This is a genomic window from Halorussus salinisoli (genome assembly GCA_005239435.1).
Lineage (GTDB): Archaea > Halobacteriota > Halobacteria > Halobacteriales > Haladaptataceae > Halorussus > Halorussus salinisoli.
Genome location: SZNP01000008.1, coordinates 15238 through 41058, shown reverse-complemented (window position 1 = coordinate 41058; position 25821 = coordinate 15238). Strand labels below are relative to the sequence as shown.

The window sequence follows — 25821 nt, the reverse complement described above, 5'->3', positions numbered from 1 at the left end:
CGGCGACTGCGGGCCTCCCACCTCTCCGACCGACGCGCTCCGTCCGAACGCACCACTTTTCGGCCTCCCGTCCGTATCTCGCGGTATGGCTACGCACGACGTGGGAGACCCGGCGCGAGACGCCCGCGCGGACTACGACTACCAGTCCGACGAGGTGGCGCGCTCGGGGTTGGTCTCGGACTTGCAAGGTCTCGTGGACGGCGACGTGCGCTTCGACAGTTACTCTCGACAGCTCTACGCGACCGACGCCAGTGCCTACGAGGTGACGCCCATCGGAGTCGTCTTCCCCACCGACACCGACGACGTGGCGGCGGTGATGGAGTACTGCGCCGCGCGCGGGATTCCTGTCCTCCCCCGTGGCGGCGGGACGAGTCTCGCAGGACAGGCCGTCAACGAGGCCGTGGTCCTGGATTTCACCCGGTACATGGACGCCGTGCTGGAGGTGAGTCCGGACGGCGAGAACCCGACCGCCCGCGCCCAGTCCGGCACGGTTCTGGGCGAACTGAACGAGGAACTCGCACCTCACGGTCTGAAGTTCGCGCCCGACCCCGCGTGGGGCGACAAGTCGGCGCTCGGCGGCGCAATCGGCAACAACTCGACCGGCGCACACTCCCTGAAGTACGGCAAGACCGACGCCTACGTCGAGGAGTGCGAGGTCGTCCTCGCCGACGGCACCGTGACCACCTTCGGCGAGGTAGACACAGACGAACTCCGCGAGCAGGGCGACCCTCGGGGAGACCTGGAGGCCAGTATCTACGCCGAGGTCGCCCGAATCGTGGACGAGGAGCGAGAAGCTATCGACGCGGCGTACCCCCGACTCAAGCGGAACGTCTCGGGGTACAACCTGGACCGCCTCGCGGACGAAGCCGAGTCCGGCACCGTCAACCTCGCGCGACTGCTCGCCGGGAGCGAGGGTACCCTCGCCATCGTCACGGAGGCCGAAATCGGACTCGAACCGGTCCCCGAGACCAAGTCGATGGCCCTCTTCGCGTACCGTGACCTGCTCGACGCGATGGAAGACGTTGCTCCCATCCTCGACCACGACCCCGCCGCGGTCGAGGTGCTGGACGACGTCCTCGTCGACCTCGCGCGCGACACCGAGGAGTTCGCCGACGTGGTGGGGATGCTCCCCGAGGGCACGGATTCGGTCTTGCTCGTGGAGTTCTACGCCGAGGACGACGCGGCGGGACGCGAGAAGGTGGCCGACCTGCTCGACGACCGAGAGGGAGAACTCGCCTTCGAGGCGTTGGAGGCCCACGACGACGCCGAGTGCGCCCGGTTCTGGAAGTTGCGAAAGTCCGGACTTCCCATCCTCCTCTCGCGGACCTCGGACGCCAAGCACATCTCGTTCATCGAAGACGCCGCGGTGCCGCCCGAGAACCTACCGGAGTACGTCGCCGACTTCCAACAGGTCTTGGAGGACAACGACACCTTCGCCAGTTTCTACGCCCACGCCGGGCCGGGGTGTCTCCACATCCGACCGCTCGTGGACACCAAGAGTCCGGCCGGAGTAAACCAGATGGAGGCCATCGCCGACGAAGCCACCGACCTCGTGGTCGAGTACGGCGGGTCGGTGTCGGGCGAACACGGCGACGGCCGCGCCCGGACCCAGTGGAACCGAAAGCTGTACGGCGAGGAGGTCTGGCAGGTCTTCCGCGACCTCAAGACCGCGTTCGACCCCGATTGGCTCCTGAACCCGGGCAACGTCTGCGGCGACCACGACATGACCGAGAACCTCCGGTTCGACCCCGACTACGAGTTCTCGGCCGGGTTCGGTCCGGAACTGAACTGGGAGAACGAGAACGGCTTTCGGGGCATGGTCGAACTCTGCCACGGGTGCGGTGGCTGTCGCGGCGACCAATCCACCACCGGCGGCGTGATGTGCCCGACCTACCGCGCGGCCGACGAGGAGGTCACGTCCACCCGGGGCCGGGCGAACATGCTCCGGCAGGCCATGTCGGGAGCTCTCCCCGAGGACGAGCAGTTCGACGTGGAGTTCATGGCCGAGGTGATGGACCTCTGTATCGGCTGTAAGGGCTGTGCCCGCGACTGCCCGAGCGAGGTGGACGTGGCCAAACTCAAGGCCGAAATCGAACACGAGTACCACCAGCGCCACGGCACGGGCCTGCGCGAACGACTCTTCGCCAACGTCGGCACGTTCTCGAAGGTCGGAAGCGCGCTCGCACCGCTCTCGAACTGGGCGAGCGAAGTGCCGGGCGCGCGCACCCTGATGGAGAAGACCCTCGGCATCGCCCGCGAGCGAAGCCTGCCCACCTTCCACCGCGAGAGCCTCGTGGACTGGTTCGAGGCGCGCGGCGGCCCCCGAGTTTCCGAGACCGAGGCGACCCGGAGAGTCGCGCTCTTCCCCGACGCCTACACCAACTACAACCACCCGGAGGCGGGCAAGGCCGCGGTCCGCGTCCTCGAATCGGCGGGCGTCCACGTCATGATTCCCGACGACGTGACCGACAGCGGGCGGCCCGCCCACTCGAAGGGGTTTCTGAACACCTCGCGAGAGCGCGCCCGGACCAACGTGAATGCACTCGCGCCGCGCGTGCGCGACGGGTGGGACGTGGTGGTCGTCGAACCCTCAGACGCCGTGATGATTCAGTCGGACTACCTCGACCTGCTCGGCGGGGAGAAGGGGCCGGAAGCCAGTCGCTCCGGCGAACAGTACACCGAACCCCGAACCGCCGACCCCGAGGCCGGACTGGAAGCCGACGGGGAAGGGTCGGCGGACACCGAGGTGGACTCGAACCTCGCCACTTCCGTCGAGCGCGTGGCCGTCAACACCTACGCCATCTGCGAGTATCTCGACACCTTCGACCTGGACCTCGCGTTCGACGCGTCCGACGAGACCCTCACCTACCACGGCCACTGCCACCAGAAAGCGACGAAGAAGGAGAGCCACGCCGCCAGCGTCCTCCGCGACGCGGGCTACGAGGTGGACGCCCTCGACTCTGGCTGTTGCGGCATGGCCGGTAGCTTCGGGTACGAGGCCGAACACTACTCGATGAGTCGGAAAATCGGCGATATTCTCTTCGAACAGGTCGCGGACAGCGACGGCGAGCAGGTGGTCGCGCCCGGCGCGTCCTGCCGGGCGCAACTCGGCGACTGGGAGGAGGTTCGGGGCGAGCCACCGCATCCCATCGAGAAGGTGGCCGAGGCCATCGAATCCGGTCGGTGACTTCGCTTAGAAGTCGGCGAACTTGTCGCGCCGGTAGATGTCGAGTTCGCTTATCGTGGACTTCTCCTGTTCTGCCGCGAACGCGATGGCCTCGGCGACTTCCTCGGGTTCGGTCACTTCGCCCTCCTCGAATCGCTCGGCGAACGATTCGCCGTAGGCCCCGCCGAACTCGGTCCGGACCTCCGAGGGATTGACTACCGTGACCGCCACGCCGTCCGCGCCGACGTTGCCCTCGATGCTGTGGGCGAACCCGCGGACCCACCACTTGCTCGCGGCGTAGACGGGGTTGAACGGTCGGGGGTACTGCCCGGCGAAACTCCCGACGAAGACGACGTTGCCTTCGGTCTCCCGGAGGTGCGGAATCGCGGCGCGCGTGGCGTAGAATACGCCGTCTACGTTGGTCTCCATCATCCGGTGGTACTCCTCGCTTCCCAGGTCCTCGACCGACTCGCCGCAGGCCATTCCCGCGTTGTTCACCAGCACGTCGAGTCGCCCGAACTCCGCGAGGACCGTCTCGACCGTTCCTTCGACCGAATCTTCGTTGCGGACGTTGGTCTGGACTGCCAGCGTCTCGGCGTCCCACTCGCTCTCTATCTTCTCCGCCACGTCGTTCAGGGCTTTTTGGCGACGGGCCGCCAGCGCGACCCGTGCGCCGTCGCGGGCCAGTACGTGGGCGGTCGCTTCGCCGATGCCGGAACTCGCGCCCGTGATCAGTGCCGTCTTTCCGTCGAGGGGGCCGTTCGCCATGTCGGGACCTGCGACGGCGACCGGGTTGGGTCTTTCCCCCGGTCCCGAGCAGAACGACCGCTGTTTCTCGACAATAGCATCACCCTAACCAGAGAAACGTTCGTTTTAGCGTTATCTGTATGTCTTTACGAAACGTATGTATCTCGCTTTTAGCTCCTCGTCAGCGCGTGTGCGTTCCGGATGACGGTCGCCGACCGGAGTCTGTACCGGCGACGTGTTCGGGCGGGATGGATGCCGGTACCCCGAGATTTAGGGTCTCTCGGGCAAAGAAGTCAGATATGAAAGTATTTCGTGGCGGGACGGTCGTGGACGCGACGGGCGTCCGAGACGCCGACGTAGCTGTCGAGGACGGCGAAATCGTGTCGGTCGGCGACGCGTCGGACGACCCCGACGAGGAGATCGACGCGAGCGGACAGTTCGTCGCGCCGGGACTCGTGGACGCCCACGTCCACCTGATGATGGACGGGCGAGCCGACCCGGGCGAGGTCGACTCCGACAGCGAGGCCACGCTGGCCTACCGCGCGGCGGCCAACCTCGGCGACGCGCTCGACGCGGGCGTGACGACGGTCCGGGACCTCGGCGCGCCGGGGTCGCTCGCGCTCGACGCCGCGACGGCGGTCGAACGCGGCGTTCTGGAGGGCCCGCGAGTCGTCGCCTGCGGCGAGAACGTCGTGATGACCGGCGGCCACGGTCACTGGTTCGGCCGCGAGGCCGACGGGGTGGCCGAGGTCAAAAAGGCGGTCCGCGAGCAACTCAAGCGCGGTGCCGACGTGGTGAAGTGCATGGCGACCGGCGGCGTCCTCACCGAGGGCGCGCTGACGGGCGCGCCGGAACTGGACGAGGCCGAACTCGAAGCCGTCGTGGACGCGGCCAACGCCAAGCGCGTGCCCACGGCGGCCCACGCCCACGGCACCGCGGGCATCAAGAACGCTGTCCGGGCCGGGATTTCGAGCGTCGAACACGGCACGTTCATGGACCGCGAGGCGGCCGAACTGATGGCCGACCGGGGCACCTACTGGGTGCCGACCGCGAAGGCGCTCTACGGAATCGTCGAGGCCGGAACCGAGGCCGGGATTCCCGAGTTCGCCGTTCGGAAGGCCGAAGCAGCCAAGGACGCGTGGGCCGAGGCCTTCGACCACGCGCTCGACGCCGGCGTTCCCATCGCCATGGGGACCGACGCCGGGACGCCGTTCAACCACCACGGCGACATCCCCGAGGAGCTGGAACTCATGGTCGACCACGGTCTCTCGGAGGAAGCGGCGCTCGAGGCGGCGACGGTCAACGCCGCGGACCTCCTCGGACTCGACGGCGTCGGAACGGTCGCTGAAGGCACGCACGCGGACCTCGTGGTCCTCGACGCCGACCCGCTGGACGACGTGACTGCGTGGCAATCGCCAGCACGTGTCGTGAGACGTGGAACCGTTGTTCGGTGACAGCCCCACGTCAAAAGGTCTTTTATACCGGGCAATGGAGAATTAAGGTACATGAGACGGCTGCTGGCTGTCGCCCTTGTAGTCGTGTTACTCGTCGGGACGGCCCCCGTAGCGACGGTTTCGGGCAGTCAATCCGCTCGGGAGGTGTCTGCCGCCCCGCAGACGCTCGGCACAACTGACAACTTCGACAGCGTCGAGTTCCACATCACCGTCTACGAGAACGGGACGGCGGAGTGGACGTTCACCTACCAGCGGACGCTCAACAACGACACCGAACGCCAGCAGTTCAGGCGGTTCGCCGACGAGTTCAACAACAACTCGACCGAACTGTACGCGAACTTCAAGCGACAGGCCAGCCAGTTGACGAGCGCCGGACACAACACGACCGACCGCGTGATGAAGGCCGAGAGCTTCTCGAAGGAAGCCTACGTCGGCGGCCTCGTGAACGACAACCGAGGCATCGTGAAGATGTCCTTCCAGTGGACTGGGTTCGGCTACTCCGAAGACGACGGCGGGAGCATCATGATCGGCGACGTGTTCGAGGGCGGTCTCTACATCGGGCCGAACCAGTCGCTGGTCGTCCACACCGGCCCCAGACTCCGGTTCCAGTCGGTCGAGCCGAGGCAGTCCGCCACGCCCTCGGGGGACACGCTCAGCGGGAGCGCGTCGGTGACGTGGCAGGGCGAACGCGACTTCACCGACCAGCGACCGAGAGTGAAGTTCGAACCGGTGAAGGGAACGACGACCACCACCACGACCGAATCCGGCAGCGACGGAAACGCGACGACGGTCGAGACGCCGAGAAACGCGACGCAACCGCCCGCCGGGGGCGACGACTGGTCGCCGTTGATGATGTTCATCGCGGCGGTCGTCGTCTTGCTCGGTCTCGCGGCCGCGTTCGCGTGGCGGCAGGGCGACTTCGGGTCGTTCTCGGGCGACGGCGACAACCCCGGTGGCAACGGCGGCGGTGGGTCTGCGGCCGCCGGAAACGGTGGGACGAAGACGACCGAACCGTCGGTCAGCGACGAGGAACTCCTCACCGACGAAGCGCGGGTGAAGAAACTCCTTGACGAGAACGGCGGCCGCATGAAACAGGTCAACATCGTCGAAGAGACGGGGTGGTCGAAATCGAAAGTCAGTATGCTGCTCTCGGAGATGGAGGAAGAGGGCGACATCAGCAAACTCCGAGTCGGGAGGGAGAACATCATCAGCCTCGAAGGCCACGAACCCGACGCCGCAGGGTCGCCACTCGAAGGCGAGTAATACACGGTCGCCTTACTCGTCGAGGGCGTTTTGGAGAGAAGCCACGACGTAATCGACGAGACGTGCCGTCGTTGGGTACCGATTCACGAACCTATCGCCGACACCGTATCGTTCACGTTCTTTCACACTGGCGGGTAACTGGGAATGTATCCGTTCCGAACGTTGTCAATCGCTGGTTTCGTTCTCGAACGGTCGGGCCGATGTGGGGAACCGGAACACGGCGACGTGAAAGCGCAACTGTTAAACAGTCCGTCCAACTACGATTGAGTGCAGACGCGAAGCACGCTCCGTTGGTGTAGTCCGGCCAATCATCTTGCCCTCTCACGGCAAGGACTAGGGTTCAAATCCCTAACGGAGCATCCTTCCTTACGCTGTCTCCCGGTTTTGAGCTGTGGTACAGGAGAATCACCATGCCACCACAGGGCAATCACGAAACTCGGAACACCCGATTAGCCCGCAGTCTGGCGATTTACGCTCGTTGTCCGGCACGTCGACTCGCCGGATTCAGAATATCTTCGTGTCCCGTCCAGCAATGGGCTCGAAGGGGACGGTGGCCACATGAATCTGGACATCCAGAAGAGGTCATTCAAATCGCGCACCCAGATAGGATGTCCAGTAACGGTTTGCAACGTTGGGCGTCGAGGGTTGGGTTGCTGCACCAGGTCTGTCGTTTGGTTGGAGATTGTTGGTTGTTGGGCGCTAGGTCTCGACGGAAAGCGTGTCTACAGTCAGGGGCGCACCTATGAGCGAGTTGGAACAGATAACGCTGATCACCCAACCGTCACAGAAACAACTGAATGAGCGCCAACGAGTGGACTACAAATCCCAACGGACGGACTGTCTAGAGTGGTTACTGCACTTCGGGAAGAATCCGGAAAAAGCTGAAGGATATGCGTTTGAGACGGTGCGCATGCGAGCGAGTCGGATGGACATATTCTACCGGTGGGTGTGGGAGCAAGAGGGTAGGTATGTCGCGGATGTTGGCAACCAGTCTCGATGCTGGCCTCCGACCAATTGAGGTTGCGCGGGTCCGCGTTCAGTGGGTTGATGCAGCAAACGATGTCTTGCGAGTCCCTAAGGAAGAAAGCTCGAAAAACCGGGAAAACTGGGTCGTAAGTCTACAATCACGTACGTCCCAGATGCTGACGCGGTGGGTCGAAGAACGACAAGCGTATCCGATATACGAAGAGACGGATCGGCTCTGGCTTACGCGTGAGCAGAACCCGTACAGTTCGCATTCGCTTAGTTACTTGCTCGATCGTCTTTGTGAAGTTGCGGACATCGATACGTCAAACCGGAAGTTGAGTTGGTATGCTATCAGGCATTCAGTGGGGACGTATATGACCCGCGAGGAGGGTTTGGCTGCTGTTCAAAGTCAACTCCGGCACAAGAGCGAAATGACGACGATGAAGTACGACCAGGCACCTGTCGAAGATCGTCGCGATGCACTTGACCGGATGGGGTAACAGATTCAGTCATAACCCCATCTGTCGGTTGAATTGCTCCGACTTTGACCACTACAGAGTTTGTGTTACCGTCGGACTCTGCCCACATACCGCTGGCACAGAAGCCCTGCACTACGTTTTAGGCCGCTAGAACACAGTACCAGCGACACCAACTACTCATCTCCGATGCCTGGGCGATGGACACTTATTCACAGATGATATTGGCGGTGTCCATTTATGAGGGTCAACCTGTTCACAGCATGCCGACCTCGTGAACAAGAACGTCTAAATATGGTACTGAGATAATACAGCATTCGGTCACCCCCGGCGTAGAGGAATATCACCTGTACGTTAGCATTAGGTGAATTCCTCGTTCGTGGCGTGCCCAATATAGACCGTGTATACAGCAGGTCTCGCTGTATCGAAGAGTGTATTCTGCCGATGGCAAAATCTGTATGCCCACAGCTATCATAGCACAATGCATGGGCTCTCCACTTGACGATGTTAGATTTCTCGCTGCATCTGAGAACCGGGTCCGCGTACTCACATATTTACACGACACACCGGCTGATCGACAGGAACTCCACGAGAAAACGGGTATCTCACGACCGACACTCAGCCGAATCCTTTCCGGGTTTCACGATCGGGGGTGGGTTATACAGTCAGGCTCGCACTGCGAGATTACGCCACTCGGTGACTCCTTCGTCACCGAGTTCACCGCCCTTATGACACTGGCCGAGACCATTCAGAAGCTCCGCGATGTGGGGCAATGGCTACCCTTCGAAGAGATGGATATTGGCCCTCGCCACTTCGAGGACGCGAATATCGTGACGGTGACCGAGAACGATCCGGCGGCGCCGATGCGGCGGGCAAAAGAACTCACCCGACAGGCCGACCACATCAGCTTCATCACCAAAATCTTCGAGGAGTCGATCGTCGAGGTACTTTGGGAGCGGGCGGTCAACGGCGAGTTGACCGCCGAGGTCGTAATCACCGAGGAGGTGGTCGAAATGATCGGAGGGAATCCGGAGATGGCGAAGTTGCTCCGCGAGGCAGTCGAAACGGGACAGGTGACGTTTTTCCGCTCCGATGAAGAGATTACGCACATCGTTGCACTCATCGACGAAAGTCGAGCGGGCATGTTAGTACAGGACGATGACGGTGTTCTTCGAGCAGAACTCGACACCGACGACGAGGCGTTTCGGTCGTGGGTGGCGTCGACGATTGAAACACACCAGCGGGACGCAGAACTCATTCCAGCAGAGGATTTCAGGGTGTGAGCGATGTGCATCCACTGCAACTGGTGCATTAAGAATCATTATAATATCACCGAACGACTCATCTCCTGTGGAGGAAACCAGCAATGCCTACACAAAACAAATCAGAGGGCTGGCTGTCGCGCCGGAGCGTCTTACAATCGGGCGCGACCGCAGGCGTGTTTGCGCTCGGTGGCGTGGCCGCGACTGGTGCCACGACCGCCCAGCGGCGTAGTCCCGCCAATACCGGTAACAAGCCACTCGCAAGCGACGATAATGCTGACCGCGTGGCTGACGGCGAGACCGTCGCACAGACCACGGACATCGTCGGGCAGGGCGCTGATGGAGACGTCGTCGCCGAAGACGGGGCGCAACTCTGGCGCACCCCAAATGCGATTCTGATGGAGGTGTCGATGCCGACACCGACGCCGGGCGAGTACACCTACCCGAGTGCGCCCGAAGACAAAAAAGATGTGTGGTGGACGGACGAAGCGGGCGATCTCGAGGCGTTCACGCTCTGGGCGTTCACCTTCAACAATCCTGGGGAGTGCGAAGATGGCTGTAGCAGTGACGATTTCGGCGACCCAGCGGGTGGTGGTGTGTTCGGCGTCACCGGCCACGTCTTCGATGGTGGCACCCTCACCCTGAACGGGATGGTGACGACCGACACTGAGACATGGGACGGCGCCGCGCTCGCACGCCCAATGGAGGCGGAGGTACATCTGGCAGTGGCGCCCCACGGCGCATTCGAACCCGCCATGCTCCCCGACCAGCTCCAGACCCCGGCGAGTCCGAGTAGCATCTGGTGGGTCGCACTATTCGATCCGCCGGCCTAGAACTCGGCGGCGAACAGTTTGGATTCATCTTCCAGAACGAACAGACCGTCCCGGAATATTTCCTCGGCGTTGCATGTCCCATCACCAAGGATATCCGCAAGGAACCAGTTCTGAACCAGAGAACACTATCACAGGGGGATCAAGAGGGGGAGAAAAGTGAGAAATCGAGAACGCGCAGACCAATCCAGTGGAGTATTGGACGAACACGAATCAAGAATCGACCAGCAACAGAGGTCGACGTTGGAGGAGAGCCCCGATTTCGGCGCACTGAACCGTCGTGGCGTACTTCGGGCACTCGGCGTCGCCGTCACGAGTCTCGCCGCACTTGGTAGCGTTACCGGGACTACAACCGGAATCAACGATGGCTCTCCCGACAAAGAGGCCCGGCGGGCTCGCCGCCGGAGTGCTGCCAAGCGCCGTATTGATGCTGCAATGGAAAACACGATGGCCCGCGAGTTTGTCAGCCATCCGATCAACGGAGATGAACTCTGGTATCCCTCCAAACTCGCCTCGTACTCGAAGGGCCTCCCCCACGATGCACTCGGTGAGGTCGATCTAGAAGCATACCAAGCGCTCACCAAGGCCATCGAAGGAGACGGTGAGTTCTCGGCTATTCCACTTGGGGGGACGCGAATGCTCGAGAACCCGGAGGCCACCTACTCGTTCAATATGACGGGCTATGACCCGAATGACGTCTACATCGAGCCGCCACCGGCGTTCGCCAGCGCCGAAACCGCCGCCGAAATGGTCGAACTCTACTGGCACGCTCGTTTGCGGGACGTTCCGTTCACCGACTACGACACCCATCCCCTCGTGGAGGCTGCTACAGACGAACTCGGCGACCTCGATGACTTTCTGGGGCCGACCAAAGATGGCACCATTACGGCACAAACGCTGTTTCGGGGGAACCTCGAGGGAGCGCTCGTCGGCCCCCATATCAGCCAGTTCCTCTATCAGGATATTCAACGCGGGATGATCCGCCAAAATCAGAAATTCCCGGTCGCAACGCCGGGCCGCGACTTCATGACGGCGTACCAGCCATGGTTGGAGATTCAGAACGGCAGGCCCCCGACCGCATCGGAAGGGTACAGCGATGAGCGGTACATCATCACTGGCCGCGACCTCGCAACGTTAGTCCACCGCGACACCCCGCATCAACTCTTCCTCGCGGCGGCGCTCATCCTCCTGGATGCGGGCGTCCCGCTCGACGAAGGGAATCCGTATACGGACTCCCACGTGCAAAGCTCGTTCATCGACTACGGAATCCAAGATGTCATTGGGGCGGTGACGAGCATTGTGCTGGACGTCCAGCACGCGAACTGGTATCACAAGTGGCAGGTGCATCGGCGACTGCGACCAGAGGCGTTCGGCGGACGCCTCCACAATCACCTCATCGGCAAAAAAGACTATCCAATCGATGGCCAACTCCTCGACGCGGCGGGCGTTGGCAGAACGCGTGACAAATTCGGCACGTATTTGCTTCCGCAGGCGTACCCCGAGGGGGCGCCACTACACCCGGCGTTTCCGGCTGGCCATGGTGGGATCGCGGGAGCGTGTGTGACTGTCCTCAAAGCCTACTTCGAGGAGGAGGCGAGACTACCGGTGGCCGTGCGTCCAACCGCTGATGGCACAGCCCTGGAACCAATTCGTGAATCGCTGACAGTCGGCGGTGAACTCAACAAATTGGCGACAAATCACACGCTTGGGCGGAACTGGGCTGGCATCCATTACCGCTCGGATGGGGCTGACGGCCTCCGGATGGGCGAACGGCTCGCAATCAGTTGTCTGCGAGATCGGCTCCAGTCGAAAGCGGCAGTAGGGAGCTTCACGCTCACCACATTCGACGGTGAGAAAATCGAAATCCAATCGTAGACCGCCGAACTGATTGAGTTGGTTGAGAAGGGATAGAACAATTGAGTGTGTTCACTGAGTCAGTGACTAGCACCTTCTACTTGTCATTACCAACTTCACCATCACCGTGACTTCCTCGCTCAAGCGTTGAATAGGCCGCAGTAAGACTATGAGTATCCGACATCGATTACAATCAATACGTGGTGAGAGTGTAGCAGAGAGCCTGCAATTATTGCTTTATTTTGACATTGTCTTACAGCGGAAAAACAACGTAGTGATAGGTATGTTCCAGGGTGAAATGTGTGTGTTCAGTCGTGAGCGGCGGTTTCCATGTAGCCGTCGATATGTGCTATGTCGCTGAAGAATTGGTCAAACTGGCCTGTTTCTTTGAGTTCGATGGAGTCCGCATTCGGGTCGAACAGTATGATGCCGGCGTCGGCAAGTTTCGGGAGGTGCATATGTCGAAGGGTGGTCTCCACGTCTTTGCTCTTGGCACTCCAATCTGCCTTCGTCTCGTCTTTATCCCACCTGGCTATCGCGGTTGCGAGGGTGTCGATGGTGACCATCTCGGATTCGTGGGTAAGATAATACAGTACGTACCGCCGGTACGGATGTACCAAGAGATCGAATACTTCGCTCAGTCGCGCCGTAGTCAGTGCTGCCATTACGTATTGATTGGATTAGACCGCCTTAACCTCTTTTTTACGATACCATTATGTATTTTACAATCCTGTACGGCGACGGCTCGTTGGTTGACTTTCCCAAACAAAAGGGGTGCGCTGACCGGGAGTCTGGTGGTCTCAGTTCAATAATTTAGCTCGGTGGTCGTGCAGGTAGGTCACTCTTCTTCCGAGGAGCCAATTTCGGAGGGCGTGTCGGCATCCTCGCCAGCGAACTTCTGATGGAAGTGATTCCACGGTTGGGCGTGTTCCTCCGCCAGAATGTTGCTACTCACGATCCGCAGGCCCAACTTGTCTAACTCTTCGGTACTTTGCTTGACGTCGGACGTTGCTTCGGCAACGACTTCGACGTGGAGGTTCTCCTCGCCAGCCAGCATCTCCCGGACGTTGACGACTCCACGCACCTCGAGGGCTTTCTCCGCCATCTCCGACCGCTCAGAGAGGTTGGTCGAACAGATGAACAAGACGCGCATTGGATAGCCCGCCTGCTCGTAGACGATTTCTGGATTATATCCGAGGATGATTCCCTGCTCCTCCAGTTGTTTGATTCGATTGTTAATCGTCGTCCCGGTGACGTCGGTTTCCTCGGCAATGGCTGTGTCGGTGGCACCACGAGCGTCGACCTGGAGCAAATGCAGGATACGGCGGTCGAGGTCGTTGAGTGGGTCATCGACCATGACGTCCAGTTCAGTGTCGAACCAGTTGAATCGCTTGCCCGAACTAGCCAGCGGAGAGTTCAGGGGCGGAAGCTATCAGTCGTATCTCTACACGCTAAATCGCACAATTTGTGGTGCAAAGTTATCGTTCACGTATAACCGCGTTTCGGATACCCAGTTACATCACACCAGACCTATTTCACGATGACATCCAGCGACCCTACACGCAGCGACGGCATGCACTTGTCCGAACAGGAAAGAGCGGTCGAAGCACTCACCAAGGCACTCGAGACCGAAGAGGTGGACGAAAAAGACTATCAAATTCGGGAAGCGCTTCAGCTACTCACGCTGAAACACGAATAGAGCGGTATCGGTGATAGATTCGCAGCACGTATTGAGCAATGCAGAGCGTATATTCATTGTTTCACTTTATCGGTACGTGGCCCTCTATTCAAATCTCAACTGAGCAAATACGGCAGGAGGCCAATCTTCTTACGTGCTGTAGATGCTCTATCCACTGAAAGCAACCTACCAGTGTTGCCGAACCGGTCGAATCAGCCGACCAAACTCCTATTCTGCTCAAGCAGCTATACTTGATGATGGGGATGGATGAGGACAGTTGTATTGGCCTCCTCTGCAAGGACGACCAGCCAGTGTTCACAATCGTCGCCGAGCAACTTCGAGATGCAGGCCTTGCAGTTCAGTTCTTCGATCCCCGAGCAGAACTCTCGTCGATCCAGATTGACGACCTGTCCCTGCTAGTCAACAAGCAAGTCTTCCCACAGATACTCCCCGGGCTCAGATACGCTCGGCAAACGGAAACGCCCTTATGGAACAACCTTCCCGCCACGATTGCATTTAGCTCCCGGCTGATCGGTCTGACTGCGCTCGAGGCAGTTGGATTTCGCACACCTCCAGTGCGGTTTGAGAAACCCGAGGGTGAGTACGTCGCAAAAGACTTTTTATTTGGAATGGCTCTACCGAACTCAACGAGGGTGGGGATTTCTATCAAGAGCTGATCCCGACGGAGCCGGTCGATTATAAGTACTACGCCGTCCACGACGGGAGTCGCGTCCAGACGGCGGGAAGACGCGTGACTTCGAAGCTATACGGGCCGAAACGCTTTCTCAGCCACGCACGGGCCAGACCGAGACTTACAGCCCGGCTACGCCACCTCGTCGAACAGGCTGACCTCCGAGGCGTCGGGGTGGACTTCGTCAAAGACGACCAGAACCGGTTCTGGGCGATCGACGTGAATCTCGCAGCAGGCTACCGGAATACCGGCTTAGAACCCGCACTGTACGAGTCGATCATAGCGTGTCTTCCCGACCAGTAATCCAGAGGTTGCCCCCCGAAAAAATTACTTAGGCGACACGTTCGATGACCACCAGTCTGCTAACTTGTCCTCCATATACAGTATGGTGACCGTCGAATGCATCATAGAACAGTCCCCATTGCTGTTATTCGGAAATGGGTAACGCGATGTATACAGAGCGTGAATATCACACCCGGTATTGACCTCCCTCGTGGCTGGTAGAAACTCCGTGCTGAATACAGAGCGCGTATCCACCAACGCGCCCTTGAATGCGCTGAGAAATTCTGGCCGTGGTAATACTTAACACAGATTGCAGAGTAGGCATCCGATAGCGCACGCTGAGATTAAGAAGAAAAATGGCGAGGATGGTGTGATGGGCGTTACCGGCCACAGACAGAATCGCAAGAACAACCGAAGAAGACATTAGCCAATGACCAGTCCATTCGTTGTTGACGCAAACGACGTGGAGGGGTTCACCCCGCCACATCACGAATCCACAACTTCGCGCGAACTCGTTAACCCGGATCGGGGATCCGATCGAATCGTCTTCCGGATCTCCGAGTTGGCCCCCGGCGGAAGGGACTCCTGGCACGCCCACGAGTCCTCAGAGCAGTTGTTGTATATCCTCGACGGCCACGCGACCTTCTGGGTCGGCAAACCCGGTGACGACGACGAATCGAGTGCCACCCGGCATGAACTGTCACCGGAGTCGTTCGTCTACATCCCTGAACAGGCATACCATCGATTGCGTGTCACGGGGGACGAGCCGCTACGGGCGATTGCTATCTGGGTGCCACCTTACGAATCGTTCGACGAGTGGGAATCTAGTGACGGATAATCGGGCCAGTAAATCGGCTTTTCTCATCCGTAGATAACGGTCTGCGGAATACATCCTCTGTATTCGGCACTGCCATCGCCAAGTTACTCCGAGTCTGTCAGGAGTCACGTGGTACATTCACACTACAGATTGCGTGATACAGAGCGTATATTGAGAGAAATGGAGAGCAAGCAAATTCAGAAGTTGAGGTGGAAGCCCGGAAGGGCTCGCAGCGGATTTGGCTGGCGACCCCGATGAGTATCGTGCCGAGTGCTACGTTCACCCGAAGGGTGACGACATCGTAAACGATGAATGAGTCGGACCATCACGCGGAACTCCGAGAGTGCGGGGGCGTATTGATGAAAACCGTTACCTGTGAACGGGTTGGCGTAGTTAGGTTTCACCGGGGAGACTTACGGTTCCGTTGGCGTGTTCTGTTTCGACGTGAGCAGTGGCGTCTGTCCACGTCCAGAACGTCTCTCCACAGTCACAATCGACGTGGTAGTCGATGAATTCGCCCAGTGCCTTCGGCGTTTGGTCGACGGGACGTAGTTCGTCATCGTCACTCAGTTCCCACCGCACCATCCCCAATCCGCTCCCGGCTGTGAACTCGTAGACGACCCAGGATTCCGTGAGCATGTGGATATGTGCAAGAGGTTTCACGATAGCGTCAGCGGGTGAACACTGGTCACGGTGTGAACAGGAGTTATATAGCGACCACGGTGTAACTGTCGCGGCGACGAATATCCGATGTTTGACTCCCACATGGCGGGCCGTGCGAAACTTGTACCACCTATTTATCAGTCGAATCGCTGACGGTCAAAGGTGAAAGCACTCGATCATACCCTTCCGCTGGAATGGAGCCGAGTAAGTTTCGTGGGCGGGCTTCCCGTTTCCACTACGTCTTTGGTCGCAAGGACAGAGTGACCAATTTAGAGCGTCTGTTCATCAGTTCCACACTGTACTGCTGTTTCGACCCCATCGGATGTAATGATGGTCCACTCCTCTATCGATATTCTCAGCGAATCGCCCTCTGTCTCTTGGTTCTGGCTTCCGCGAGTTGAACTTGGGAATCATCAGATCGCACGAGAGCGATTCCGAACCAGAGAGTCCACAGACTCATTACTATCGTGGAGGCCAGCCAGATAAGACCACCTACGGCGATCCCGAGCAACAACCCCAAGACGACGAACCCCACAAAGGCCACGAGCCCTGCCACGGCACCTATCCACGAGGCCCACACGGGAGTCACTGAACGGGTACTCCGAGCCTCATTGCCAGCGATTACGGCAATGGCTACTGCCAGGAAGCCGAACCCGACGGCTTTACCCTCAGCAAAGAGTTGCCAGGCTTCGAACGTTGCAGTGTCACCAGCGACGGCTGCCTCGGTAATCACGGTGGCCTCTGCTACGGCGGTAGTGGTAATCCACGTCGCACCCACAACCAGTAGGGCCCACGCGGTCATCGCCCACCAATTCTGAGAGAGTCGCGATTCTGTCGTCAGCATGAGTAGTCCCGTTATCGCGAAGAGAGTAAGTGCCAATGCCGCCGCCCAGTGGGCCAGTACCCATTGAGTGGGTTCGTTAGCGATGACCGCCATGAATTCGCCGAGATCTGGGGAGGGCGGTGGATGAAGGGCAAGACTAGCCACGAAAAGAACGGATCCCATCGCAAGCCAGGCTCCAGCCACTCTCGTGCCCGCGCCCGTGCGCTTCCAGCGTTGGTTGACTATCTCCTCGACCGATTCTGACTGGTGTTCTGATTCACTCATAGTATCTCTAGGACGACTACGACGTTCATAGTGATAAGCTAGCATGCACCAATGCTAACACGACTACTCGTGAATCCAACCGGTAATAAAACCCACATACTAAGAGCGTATACTTATCGGTGGCAACCTGTCAGAGAACCACTCTTCCCGGACAGGACGGCATCGCATTGTCTACTCACAGCGAGATGCGTGACCGAAACTCGGGCCGACCGACAACTTCGAGTGGGACGCGGTAAAGCGCACCTCCGACCTCCTCCCCCGCGTCGGTCGGCCTACGCGCCGGTCACCACCGCAACCCAATCAGTCAAATTCATATCTATTCCTGTGAGGTATCACCGCATGAAGATCTACCAATAATCAATTTAGAGGGTCAATCCATCACGAGAATTTCGCAAGCTCAAAACGTCTGTGCTGAATCAGCCGCTCAATAGTGGTGCATATCGAATAGACGCCGGAAATGGTGAGGAGAACGATTGTAACTCCGTTAGTTCGTTTCACGGATGAATGCAAGTACCTCCTCAATGAAGCGGTCTGGTGCGGTGAGCATCGCCTCGTGTCCATGCTCTTCGAAGGAAGCGATCCGGCTGTTCGGGAGCGCGTCATTGACCGGTTCCGTGGCATCTTTCAAGAGTGGGGGCTCTCGCTGCCGGACAATAGCAAGGTCGGCGTCGATTTCAGGGGACATGGCGGTCAGAAAAGACGGAAATAGGGCATACGGTCGCGCAATACGCTCGTGATCTTCACACCTTTGTCGAACAGCACGACCTTGAGGATGTCGTCTTCGTTGGGTGGTCGATGGGTGCGTTCGTCCCGTGGGATTACGTAGATCAATTCGGGACAGAGCGGATACGGGGGCTGTCAAATCCCTGACGGAGCACTCCTACTCCACTATCTTCTCGTGGTTTCCACCCGTGGCTAAACGAAAGTAAAAACGATTATTTGCGTTCACGTGGGGAAGACTACCACGATCAAAATGCGTTCTACGCACCGTAACTCCGCACTACGCATCCATGACGGAATCTGAATTTCGAACTTCGGACGGGATTCCCGTTCCTGCGGTTTCAGCAAACGAAATGCGCGAGATAGATCTAGTTGCGGTCGAAGACGTTGGTTTGGACCTACTTCAGATGATGGAGAACGCCGGACGCAACCTTGCAGGACACCTTCTCGAACGTGACCCCGGCCAAATAACCGTGCTAGCAGGAAACGGCGGAAACGGTGGCGGGGGACTGGCCTGTGCACGGCATCTCGAAAACCGTGACGTGTCCGTTACCCTCGTCCTCGACCGCTCCCCGGACGCCTTGGACGGAGCCACCGCGACCCAGTATCGCGTCCTCGACGAGATGAACGTCTCCATCGGCACCTCAGACGTTCCCGACGTATGTAGAGAGGCCGACACCGTCGTCGATTCGCTCATCGGCTACGGTCTTCAGGGCGAACCTCGTGGACGGACACGCGACCTCATCGACCAGTGTAACGACACCGAGCAGCCTGTCGTTTCGCTCGACGTTCCATCCGGACTCGACGCAACCACCGGCGAGCGTCCCGGCCCAGTAGTCGAATCGGACGAGATACTCACCTTGGCACTTCCGAAGACGGGACTTCGCGAAACCGATAGTCCACTCTACCTCGCGGACATCAGTATTCCACGTGTCGCGTACGAACGGGTCGGTATCGAATACGAAATACCCTTCGAGGAGTCCTACCGTGTGGCGATAGAACGGTAAGCGGTGTCTAGTGATACCCTCCACCAGATTTCGTAAAACGATATCTTTGTAGCTGATGGCCGCAAGCACAGTTCCCGATGCAGTAGGTCGCCCCGGTCTCCGATCGTCGCCTTCGAGACGATGACCAACTAATCTCGAGCTATCCGGAGCAGTCGGCTGGATATCGACCCGAATTCGAAAGTACAGTTCCGATGGTGAGCGCCAATCCATCGCTACCGCTTGGTCACTGGTTACCAATCTATGTATCATCGTGGACGAACCACTGTCTGCATTACCCGCGGAGGCCGCTGGTCGATGGTGCGATGCCGGAGTACGGAGAGAGCGACGCGAAGATGAACCTCTCAACGGAGTCCAACTATAGCTGATGGCTCCGGTCGAGACGACCCGAATCGATCGAGCACAACCGAATCGCTGCGACTCGCTCGCTGTACCACGGCCGTCGATATCGCCGAGCAAAAGCGACGAATGGCCGGACTCCAGCGGCCATCACTCGAGGTCACGATATCGGTTTCCGCAGTTCGGACAGAACGTCCCTCCGTCCACGTTTCCGTAAAGTCGCTCGCCACATCGGTCACACCGCCATTTGGGGTGCTGCATCTCGTCTAAAAATTTCACAGCAGACTCACTCGACTGCTGGTGCTGCTCCGTCGTAGACGCCGGATAGCTCTTCGACGGTGGGCGCGTTCACGATGACGACCGTATCGTCCTGCTGGGTCACATAGAAGGCGTCCGCGAACTCCTCGTCTTCCGGAATTCGGTACGTGTTCTGGCGGTCGTCGGCCGGTTCGGCCCCGCGGGCGTCGAGCAGTTGGCGATACCCCTCGACGAACTCCGCGGCCTCCCGTTCGGAATCCCACGCGAGCTTCCAGACGTAGCCTTTTTCGCCGTCCGAATTCGTGTAGGGTACGAGGGTATCACCGTCCCAGCCGGCCGAGAGCGGATGGTTGTAGTTCAGTCCATCGATGGGCTGGAGCTCCCCGCTCTCGGTCGTATTCCGGAAGTGGCTCGCAGGGATGATCTCGGTCTGACCCCCGGTATCGAACGCCGGGAACAGAAACATCGAGAACACTCCCGCCTCTCCGAGCGTCATGGTGTCGGGGCGTTGGTCCACGCGAATCTGCTCCCAGTCGTCGGTCGACCTGTCGCGGACCGTCACGTTCGTCGGTTCGTCCTCCCCGAACTTGCTTGGGTGGATCAACTGCTCGGTGCTGCGGGGCAGGTTCGTGTAGAGATCGTTGACCGCATCCCAGCCGCCCTCTTCGCGGACGTCTTGAACGAACCCCGGTCCGTCGCTCCGCGGCTGGAACTTGAGGATGAACGGACCGACGTTGGCGAGATCGCTGCTACCACCCATTCGTTCGGGCGTCGAGCAGTTATCCCATAGCTCGCCACACCGCTGTCGATAGAGTACCTCCAGCAATTCGGGGTCGCCCTCGACGATTCCGGCCACGGTGTTGGCCTTCTCGCGCGTGCGCTGGTCGAACCGGGACGACGTGAGGTTCCACCTCTGATCCTGCAGCGCGTGCACGAGTTCGTGAGCTAGCGTTATTTCGTCTATACGCGGCGACTCGTTGCCTTCGGAAACGAGGACTATCTGGTCGCTCTGGGAATCGTAGAATCCGAGGACTGAGGCACCGGTGTTCTGCTGCTGGACGGCCAGAGAGTCGGTCGATTCGTTTACCATCAACAACGCCTCGAATTTGACGTTGTCGAACATCCGGAACTCCTCGGATGCCGAGCGTTCGGACCGCTGGTTCTGGAACGCTTCGCGGCTGACGATTTCGACTGGTACGTCCTCCTCGAATTCCAACTCCCTCACGAGTTCGACGCGAGCCATCGTCCTGTCGACGAACGCCTTCAGCTCGCTATCGTTCAGACCGTCGCTCTGGTCGATGGCAATGGACTCGTTGTGCCACACTCCGTTCTCCCACCCGAGAACGTCTTCGGACGGGTCCGGTGGGGTAGCCTGTACGTTACCTCGCTGCTCGGTCGGCACTGCGTATCCGACTGTGGACATCGTAACAACGAGTAGCAGTAGGACGTGTTTCTTCATCCCGTAACAACCAACGCCAGGAACGTGGGTATAGATTCGGCAGTTGGGAGAGCTAGCACCGGACGACCCCAGAGAATAAATACAGCAATGTTGTTCGGGCTACGACAAGACGGTTTTGTGACGATTCCTGTACCGAGAATCGCAAGTACGAGTCCGCGTACGACGCCTGCGACGGCGGTTTTCCAGACTCAGTTGCTGACCCGGTGGAGATCAGGGTCAGCCATCCCGCCTGCAAAGAGAATCCCGAAGAGAGTACGGTGAGCGAGGCGCGCGATTCGACCGGCCACGATATCACCCTCGAATCCGTACGGACCGGCTATCGCCAGTCGAAGCGTCGATAGCTGGACAACACTGATCGCAAGTTCCGTTGCGACCGTCGCGATCAGTTCCGTGATGGTCCCGCCCTTCCAAGCCTACGTAGCCTCGAAGCCAGATAGCGCATGCGTGTGCGGGCAACGACGGCCGGAAAAACCGACCTCGCTCGTGTGCTTTACGGACACATCCGAGTGTACTTTATAGTCCTGAGTATGGTGGATTGTCCCCGGTTGAAACGGTTACACAGCGTTCCTCGCCGCACTTTGGGACTGTGTAGCCCGACGAAACCAGCAACGACTAAACACGAGAACCTATGAATCACGAACACTTATCGACCGGGGAGAGACGTTCCGTTCCGCGTCGGTCGTTTTTGAAGACGACAGCGGGAGTAGCGGGTGTCGGTGCTCTCGGTAGCCTCGCAAACGCACAGTCGACTACGTACCGACTTGGGGGAGAGGTTTCGGGATGGCAGGGCCGCGAACCGGCGGCCATTCAGGGAGAAACCAATCCGACGTTGACACTCCGACCGGGAACCGAGTACGAGGTTGTCTGGGAGAACCTCGACAGCGCGCCGCACAACTTCACCATCAAGGACGCGGACGGGAACAACGTCGTGAGTACGGAAACGATGTCGAATCAGGGGGAGACGCGCTCGCTCACCTTCACGGCGTCGGAGGAGATGGCGCAGTACATCTGTACGGTCCATCCGTCTACCATGGTGGGCGATATTCGGATCGAGAGTCGAACCACGCAGGCAGCACAGCAGGCGGCGTACGATTGGCAAGAGGCGACGTGGGACTCCTACTGGTACTCGCTGTACAACATGAACACCAGTATCGCGGTGAGTGGCGTGGGCGTGTTGTTCCCGGACAACGAAGAACAGCAACAGATGTTCGAAGAGCGGATAGCGGGATTCCTGCAGAATTCAGACGTCGAGAAGCCGCCGATCAAGAACCCGAATCTGAACGTGACGCCGTTCACCGAGGGCGACCCACACTTCACCCAGAAGCCGGTTGCACCGTTCAGCGCCGACGTCGATCGCATCGACGCGAGCACGATGGCGTGGGACCGCTCGGAGATGTCCGGCGTGGTGAGTCCGGCATCGGTGGCGTGGACCCACCTCAAGGGCGTGACGTGGGCGAAGAACTTCGAGAGCCACTTCGACATCTTGCCGCCGGACATGGCCCCGAAGTTCCGAACCCAGATGCTCGCCACCGTCGCCCAGATTGCCATCAGAGCGACGCTCATCGACGGCGGCCCGGAGAACGACGGCGCGCTCACGAAGGGCGAAGACTCACTCGAACTGGTCTCGGGGTTCGATCCGAAGAGAGGCGAAGTAGTGGACGAAACGGCACGCCCGACACAACACGCCGCGATGCTGTGGTTCCTCTCGGACATGACTAGCCTCGCCAACGGTGGCTGGTACGGCTACGTCAACCCCGAGCCATTGATTCCGGCCAAGAAACTCCAGCAGCTCACGGACGGGATGGCGAAGGCCACGATGGAAGCCTTCCCGCCGGAGAAGATAGTGGAGATGGGTTCGACCCGCGATCTCGGCGTGATGCTCGGCGGGGTCGGCTGGTACGGTACCCACGCCGGGAGCGAGCAACTCCGGTCGCGAGCGGCGGAGTACGCTAACGCCCTCGCGAGCGCGGTCGAGGGCAAACTCGCGGATAACGGGAAGCTTCAGGACGGGTCGAAGAATCAGGCCGCAACGCAGGGTGTAGTCGGACAAGGCCTGCTCTGGGCGTCACAGATATCGAACGTGAACCACGAAGAGATGACCCGGCCAATCCTGACCTACCTGCTCGAGGACCTGTGGGACGACGAAGCGGGGACGTTCGCGGACGGGACTGGCGATGGAACCTACGCGATCACCGTGAGGGATGCCGGGGATATTACCGGCGGCGTCAACGCGGCAGACGCCGTCCTCGGCATCGAGGACGCACAAGCGAAGTACGCGAACTTCTACAACCAGACGTTCAACCGCGGACGACTCCAGCGTGCCGAGCGCCCAGCCTCGCGGAGCGAAGACGCCGAGTACACCCTCCCGCTCCCACAGAACGCCGGCGGGGAGTACGGACAGGCTGCGGTGTACAATACGGAGGTCACCTACGACACCGATGCCGACGAATGGTCGGTGTCGAACGACCGGTTCACGACGGCGCAGGCGCTCTACACCGCCAACCAAGACATCTGGATTAGCCAGTGGGGTGGCGACTTCTTCGAAGGCCGGGGCGTCCCTGGAACGAACGACTCTCCGCCGGGCGAGGAAGAGACGACCACCAAGTGAACCGGTGCAATCGTTACTCTCCTCTTCCATCATCCGGTCTTCTTTTCGATCGCACCCGTATCACAGTGCGTATGGAGAAAGTCAGCATCGATGCTGAGGAGAACGCGGTCCAACCTGCTGCGGTGATGCGCCATCTGACCGAACCGTCGGGAACAGTCGACTTCGCGATCAATTACTACGAAATCGAACATCACGAACTCGAACTGACCGCGTGACGTGTCGTTCGGTACGAGGGAGGAGCGAAGTTCCACAGACGTTGCCGAACCTCTCGTCCACTACGATTCACTCAGTTACTCAGAACACCAAACCGTCGTGAAAACGTTAACTTTTCACAAGGACACGTCACGTAGATCAGCGTGAGAGCGAGGTACACATGTCACTAGAAACACCCACAACGAACGGCGAAGCAGTTACCGAACTCGCAGAGACGCTTCGTGGAGCCCTTCTCCGACCAGACGAGGAGGGATACGACGAGGCACGGACGGTCTGGAACGCGACGATCGACAAACACCCTGCACTCATCGTACGGTGTGCTGGCACCGCAGACGTCGTTAGCGCAGTGGCGTTCGCAAAGAAGCACGACATGCCCATCTCGGTGAAGGGCGGCGGACACAACATCGCTGGCAGAGCCGTCGAGGACGATGCCCTCACGATCGACCTGTCACCGATGAACGCAGTTCGCGCCGATCCGGACGCGAAGACTGCCCGCGTCGAACCGGGCGTCGTGCTCAACGAACTGGACCACGAGACCCAGGCGTTCGGCCTCGCCACGCCCGTCGGATACAACTCGACGACCGGCATCGCCGGACTGACGCTCGGTGGCGGGACTGCCTATCCCCACCGAAACGCCGAGTTCACGAGGAACCGTCACACGCAGTGGGAAGACCAGGAGCAGGACGAGGAGTGCATCGCGTGGACCCGAGACACGTACGAAGCGATGACTCCCCACGCGAGCGGCGGCGTCTACGCCAACTTCGTCCCCGAGGAGGTCGGCGACCAGAGGCGGCCTACCGCGAGAACTACGACCGGTCGGTCGAGGTCAAGAACAAATGGGACCTGGAGAACCTGTTCCAACTGAACCACAACGTCGAACCGACGAAGTAGAAGACGACCCCGCAACCTGTGTTCCCGAGCGGCAGTCGGTCTGCCAATACTCCCTGCTGAAGACAGCTTCTGTATCTCGCACGGCCATCCCCGGCCGACAAACGGTAACGGAAGTCGCGTGCCAGACGTAGGGTACCTCTCTCACCAGGTAGTCGTTCGTCATAGACCTGGGCGTGCGTTGCCGTGACGTCAGTCCTGAAGACGTGCTATAGCGTACCAAACAGGTATGGGGGATTCGAGCAACGAGTCCGAACCGGAACCCGGACAGGTGTTCGAGTGGGTCGACGGGCGAATCGACCAGCGCGACGATTGGGCGCGTCGGCGACGGAAAGACATCCCGACCGACAAGCAGTTGCTGGTGGTCGCATGTATGGACGAGCGCATTCCCGTCGAGGAGGCGCTTGGCCTCCAGCTCGGTGACGCTCACATCTTCCGGAACGCTGGTGGCAAGGTCACCGACGATGTTATCCGGAGCGCAGCGTTGAGTACTAACTTCTTCGACACCACCGAGATTATCGTCGTCAATCACACCGATTGCGGGATGATGAGTGCCCTCGACGATGCCGTCGTCGAAGGGCTCGAAGCCGCCACAGATGAGAGTCTCGCTGAAGTCGATCTGAACCCCGCCTTGCCCAGTCTGGACATCGGGGAGGCCTCGATCGAAGACTGGGTGTGGATGACCGACGATATTGACGATGCGTGCCAGACACAAATCGAGTATCTCCGCGAACATCCGCTAATTCCCGAGGAGGTCACTATCCACGGTTACGTTTACGAGGTCGAAAGCGACGCACTCCGGCGCCCGGGGGAGCGGGTTTCCGAGCGAATCGACACCCGGGTGTCGGAGTAACAGAGCTCCCGACACCCCGACTAATTCACGCTGGGTCGATTCCTACTGCTTCACTCCGTATCCCCGAGGGAAAGACCATCGCCAAGTCTCATTCCCATTGGATTCGTTGTCGATTGCCCACAGGTGATCCTGGCACGTGCATCGAATACCAGCGAACCTACCGTTCTGGTACGGGCCTGTCGGAGAGAAAGACGAAGTCTGGTCGAAATTCGCCTGTTTCAA

The 25821-nt window shown here is 59.7% G+C and carries 23 protein-coding genes, 1 tRNA gene and 2 pseudogenes; 19 read left to right on the top strand and 7 right to left on the bottom strand.

The window, feature by feature from the left end:
- Positions 1–85 precede the first annotated feature (85 nt).
- A complete protein-coding gene (locus tag E2484_RS20255) occupies positions 86–3187 on the top strand; it encodes an FAD-binding and (Fe-S)-binding domain-containing protein (RefSeq protein ID WP_137287009.1) in 3102 nt (1033 codons plus the stop codon).
- A 6-nt stretch (positions 3188–3193) separates the two neighbouring features.
- On the opposite strand, the gene E2484_RS20250 is transcribed toward E2484_RS20255, so the two are convergent.
- Entirely contained in the window at positions 3194–3934 is a 741-nt protein-coding gene (locus tag E2484_RS20250; RefSeq protein ID WP_137287008.1) for an SDR family oxidoreductase, read from the bottom strand.
- Positions 3935–4212: 278 nt separating this feature from the next.
- On the opposite strand from E2484_RS20250, the gene E2484_RS20245 reads away from it, so the two are divergent.
- The 7 genes and pseudogenes from E2484_RS20245 (at position 4213) to E2484_RS20215 (ending at position 12039) form a co-directional block, all read left to right on the top strand.
- Positions 4213–5367, top strand: coding sequence for a metal-dependent hydrolase family protein (locus tag E2484_RS20245; protein WP_137287007.1), 1155 nt, complete (start codon positions 4213–4215; stop codon positions 5365–5367).
- Between the two features lie 51 nt (positions 5368–5418).
- On the top strand, positions 5419–6630 hold the full coding sequence (locus E2484_RS20240) for a helix-turn-helix transcriptional regulator (protein WP_137287006.1): 1212 nt from the start codon (positions 5419–5421) through the stop codon (positions 6628–6630).
- A 284-nt stretch (positions 6631–6914) separates the two neighbouring features.
- Positions 6915–6989, top strand: a tRNA-Glu gene (locus tag E2484_RS20235).
- A gap of 383 nt (positions 6990–7372) precedes the next feature.
- Positions 7373–8096: pseudogene (locus E2484_RS20230) on the top strand (tyrosine-type recombinase/integrase).
- A gap of 461 nt (positions 8097–8557) precedes the next feature.
- Positions 8558–9355 (top strand): helix-turn-helix transcriptional regulator, encoded by a 798-nt coding sequence (locus E2484_RS20225; protein WP_137287005.1) that lies wholly within the window; start codon positions 8558–8560, stop codon positions 9353–9355.
- A gap of 83 nt (positions 9356–9438) precedes the next feature.
- On the top strand, positions 9439–10167 hold the full coding sequence (locus tag E2484_RS20220; RefSeq protein ID WP_137287004.1) for a hypothetical protein: 729 nt from the start codon (positions 9439–9441) through the stop codon (positions 10165–10167).
- Positions 10168–10362: 195 nt separating this feature from the next.
- Positions 10363–12039, top strand: coding sequence for a vanadium-dependent haloperoxidase (locus E2484_RS20215; RefSeq protein ID WP_137287003.1), 1677 nt, complete (start codon positions 10363–10365; stop codon positions 12037–12039).
- Between the two features lie 287 nt (positions 12040–12326).
- On the opposite strand, the gene E2484_RS20210 is transcribed toward E2484_RS20215, so the two are convergent.
- Together E2484_RS20210 and E2484_RS20205 are read right to left on the bottom strand one after the other, a co-directional pair.
- Positions 12327–12683 carry a DUF7344 domain-containing protein gene (locus E2484_RS20210; protein ID WP_137287002.1) on the bottom strand — a complete coding sequence of 119 codons (357 nt, stop codon included), beginning with the start codon at positions 12681–12683 and terminating at the stop codon, positions 12327–12329.
- Positions 12684–12856: 173 nt separating this feature from the next.
- The gene (locus tag E2484_RS20205; protein WP_137287001.1) at positions 12857–13375 is read right to left on the bottom strand and encodes an Lrp/AsnC family transcriptional regulator; all 519 of its coding nucleotides are present in this window, start codon (positions 13373–13375) and stop codon (positions 12857–12859) included.
- 183 nt (positions 13376–13558) lie between these two features.
- On the opposite strand from E2484_RS20205, the gene E2484_RS25255 reads away from it, so the two are divergent.
- The 4 genes from E2484_RS25255 to E2484_RS20195 all read left to right on the top strand — a co-directional run bounded on the left by E2484_RS25255 (position 13559) and on the right by E2484_RS20195 (position 15507).
- The gene (locus E2484_RS25255) at positions 13559–13717 is read left to right on the top strand and encodes a hypothetical protein (RefSeq protein ID WP_170977443.1); all 159 of its coding nucleotides are present in this window, start codon (positions 13559–13561) and stop codon (positions 13715–13717) included.
- A gap of 242 nt (positions 13718–13959) precedes the next feature.
- Positions 13960–14373, top strand: coding sequence for a hypothetical protein (locus E2484_RS25815; RefSeq protein WP_321112804.1), 414 nt, complete (start codon positions 13960–13962; stop codon positions 14371–14373).
- Positions 14374–14447: 74 nt separating this feature from the next.
- A complete protein-coding gene (locus tag E2484_RS25810) occupies positions 14448–14690 on the top strand; it encodes a D-alanine--D-alanine ligase family protein (protein ID WP_321112802.1) in 243 nt (80 codons plus the stop codon).
- 409 nt (positions 14691–15099) lie between these two features.
- A complete protein-coding gene (locus tag E2484_RS20195) occupies positions 15100–15507 on the top strand; it encodes a cupin domain-containing protein (RefSeq protein WP_137287000.1) in 408 nt (135 codons plus the stop codon).
- A gap of 372 nt (positions 15508–15879) precedes the next feature.
- On the opposite strand, the gene E2484_RS20190 is transcribed toward E2484_RS20195, so the two are convergent.
- The 3 genes from E2484_RS20190 to E2484_RS20180 all read right to left on the bottom strand — a co-directional run bounded on the left by E2484_RS20190 (position 15880) and on the right by E2484_RS20180 (position 17942).
- Complete coding sequence (locus tag E2484_RS20190; RefSeq protein ID WP_137286999.1) at positions 15880–16125, bottom strand: hypothetical protein; 246 nt, start codon at positions 16123–16125, stop codon at positions 15880–15882.
- A 379-nt stretch (positions 16126–16504) separates the two neighbouring features.
- Positions 16505–17257: a hypothetical protein gene (locus E2484_RS20185; protein WP_137286998.1), complete on the bottom strand. Its 753-nt coding sequence runs from the start codon at positions 17255–17257 to the stop codon at positions 16505–16507.
- A 484-nt stretch (positions 17258–17741) separates the two neighbouring features.
- A complete protein-coding gene (locus E2484_RS20180) occupies positions 17742–17942 on the bottom strand; it encodes an alpha/beta fold hydrolase (protein WP_321112800.1) in 201 nt (66 codons plus the stop codon).
- 20 nt (positions 17943–17962) lie between these two features.
- Here E2484_RS20180 and E2484_RS26195 point away from each other — a divergent pair, with 20 nt between their 5' ends.
- On the top strand, positions 17963–18127 hold the full coding sequence (locus E2484_RS26195) for an alpha/beta fold hydrolase (protein WP_394347937.1): 165 nt from the start codon (positions 17963–17965) through the stop codon (positions 18125–18127).
- A gap of 140 nt (positions 18128–18267) precedes the next feature.
- A complete protein-coding gene (locus tag E2484_RS20170; protein ID WP_137286997.1) occupies positions 18268–18984 on the top strand; it encodes an NAD(P)H-hydrate epimerase in 717 nt (238 codons plus the stop codon).
- 622 nt (positions 18985–19606) lie between these two features.
- On the opposite strand, the gene E2484_RS20165 is transcribed toward E2484_RS20170, so the two are convergent.
- Positions 19607–21001 (bottom strand): Hvo_1808 family surface protein, encoded by a 1395-nt coding sequence (locus E2484_RS20165; RefSeq protein ID WP_321112798.1) that lies wholly within the window; start codon positions 20999–21001, stop codon positions 19607–19609.
- Positions 21002–21866: 865 nt separating this feature from the next.
- Here E2484_RS20165 and E2484_RS25805 point away from each other — a divergent pair.
- The 5 genes and pseudogenes from E2484_RS25805 to E2484_RS20150 all read left to right on the top strand — a co-directional run bounded on the left by E2484_RS25805 (position 21867) and on the right by E2484_RS20150 (position 25599).
- On the top strand, positions 21867–23645 hold the full coding sequence (locus E2484_RS25805; protein WP_321112796.1) for a cupredoxin domain-containing protein: 1779 nt from the start codon (positions 21867–21869) through the stop codon (positions 23643–23645).
- Between the two features lie 71 nt (positions 23646–23716).
- Positions 23717–23860 (top strand): hypothetical protein, encoded by a 144-nt coding sequence (locus E2484_RS25250; RefSeq protein ID WP_170977442.1) that lies wholly within the window; start codon positions 23717–23719, stop codon positions 23858–23860.
- A gap of 158 nt (positions 23861–24018) precedes the next feature.
- A pseudogene (locus E2484_RS26330) lies at positions 24019–24438 on the top strand (FAD-binding oxidoreductase); the annotation flags it as partial.
- Between the two features lie 83 nt (positions 24439–24521).
- Positions 24522–24749: a BBE domain-containing protein gene (locus E2484_RS26325; RefSeq protein ID WP_449272308.1), complete on the top strand. Its 228-nt coding sequence runs from the start codon at positions 24522–24524 to the stop codon at positions 24747–24749.
- 226 nt (positions 24750–24975) lie between these two features.
- Entirely contained in the window at positions 24976–25599 is a 624-nt protein-coding gene (locus E2484_RS20150; protein ID WP_137286996.1) for a beta-class carbonic anhydrase, read from the top strand.
- The last annotated feature ends 222 nt before the right edge of the window (positions 25600–25821 follow it).

What these genes read in the sequence shown, in the direction of transcription:
- E2484_RS20255 (WP_137287009.1), top strand. Translation starts at nt 86, where the DNA reads ATGGCTACGCACGACGTGGGAGACCCGGCGCGAGACGCCCGCGCGGAC.
- E2484_RS20250 (WP_137287008.1), bottom strand. Translation starts at nt 3,934, where the DNA reads ATGGCGAACGGCCCCCTCGACGGAAAGACGGCACTGATCACGGGCGCG.
- E2484_RS20245 (WP_137287007.1), top strand. Translation starts at nt 4,213, where the DNA reads ATGAAAGTATTTCGTGGCGGGACGGTCGTGGACGCGACGGGCGTCCGA.
- E2484_RS20240 (WP_137287006.1), top strand. Translation starts at nt 5,419, where the DNA reads ATGAGACGGCTGCTGGCTGTCGCCCTTGTAGTCGTGTTACTCGTCGGG.
- E2484_RS20225 (WP_137287005.1), top strand. Translation starts at nt 8,558, where the DNA reads ATGGGCTCTCCACTTGACGATGTTAGATTTCTCGCTGCATCTGAGAAC.
- E2484_RS20220 (WP_137287004.1), top strand. Translation starts at nt 9,439, where the DNA reads ATGCCTACACAAAACAAATCAGAGGGCTGGCTGTCGCGCCGGAGCGTC.
- E2484_RS20210 (WP_137287002.1), bottom strand. Translation starts at nt 12,683, where the DNA reads ATGGCAGCACTGACTACGGCGCGACTGAGCGAAGTATTCGATCTCTTG.
- E2484_RS20205 (WP_137287001.1), bottom strand. Translation starts at nt 13,375, where the DNA reads ATGGTCGATGACCCACTCAACGACCTCGACCGCCGTATCCTGCATTTG.
- E2484_RS25255 (WP_170977443.1), top strand. Translation starts at nt 13,559, where the DNA reads ATGACATCCAGCGACCCTACACGCAGCGACGGCATGCACTTGTCCGAA.
- E2484_RS25815 (WP_321112804.1), top strand. Translation starts at nt 13,960, where the DNA reads ATGGATGAGGACAGTTGTATTGGCCTCCTCTGCAAGGACGACCAGCCA.
- E2484_RS20195 (WP_137287000.1), top strand. Translation starts at nt 15,100, where the DNA reads ATGACCAGTCCATTCGTTGTTGACGCAAACGACGTGGAGGGGTTCACC.
- E2484_RS20190 (WP_137286999.1), bottom strand. Translation starts at nt 16,125, where the DNA reads ATGCTCACGGAATCCTGGGTCGTCTACGAGTTCACAGCCGGGAGCGGA.
- E2484_RS20185 (WP_137286998.1), bottom strand. Translation starts at nt 17,257, where the DNA reads ATGAGTGAATCAGAACACCAGTCAGAATCGGTCGAGGAGATAGTCAAC.
- E2484_RS20180 (WP_321112800.1), bottom strand. Translation starts at nt 17,942, where the DNA reads ATGTCCCCTGAAATCGACGCCGACCTTGCTATTGTCCGGCAGCGAGAG.
- E2484_RS20170 (WP_137286997.1), top strand. Translation starts at nt 18,268, where the DNA reads ATGACGGAATCTGAATTTCGAACTTCGGACGGGATTCCCGTTCCTGCG.
- E2484_RS20165 (WP_321112798.1), bottom strand. Translation starts at nt 21,001, where the DNA reads ATGTCCACAGTCGGATACGCAGTGCCGACCGAGCAGCGAGGTAACGTA.
- E2484_RS25250 (WP_170977442.1), top strand. Translation starts at nt 23,717, where the DNA reads ATGGAGAAAGTCAGCATCGATGCTGAGGAGAACGCGGTCCAACCTGCT.
- E2484_RS20150 (WP_137286996.1), top strand. Translation starts at nt 24,976, where the DNA reads ATGGGGGATTCGAGCAACGAGTCCGAACCGGAACCCGGACAGGTGTTC.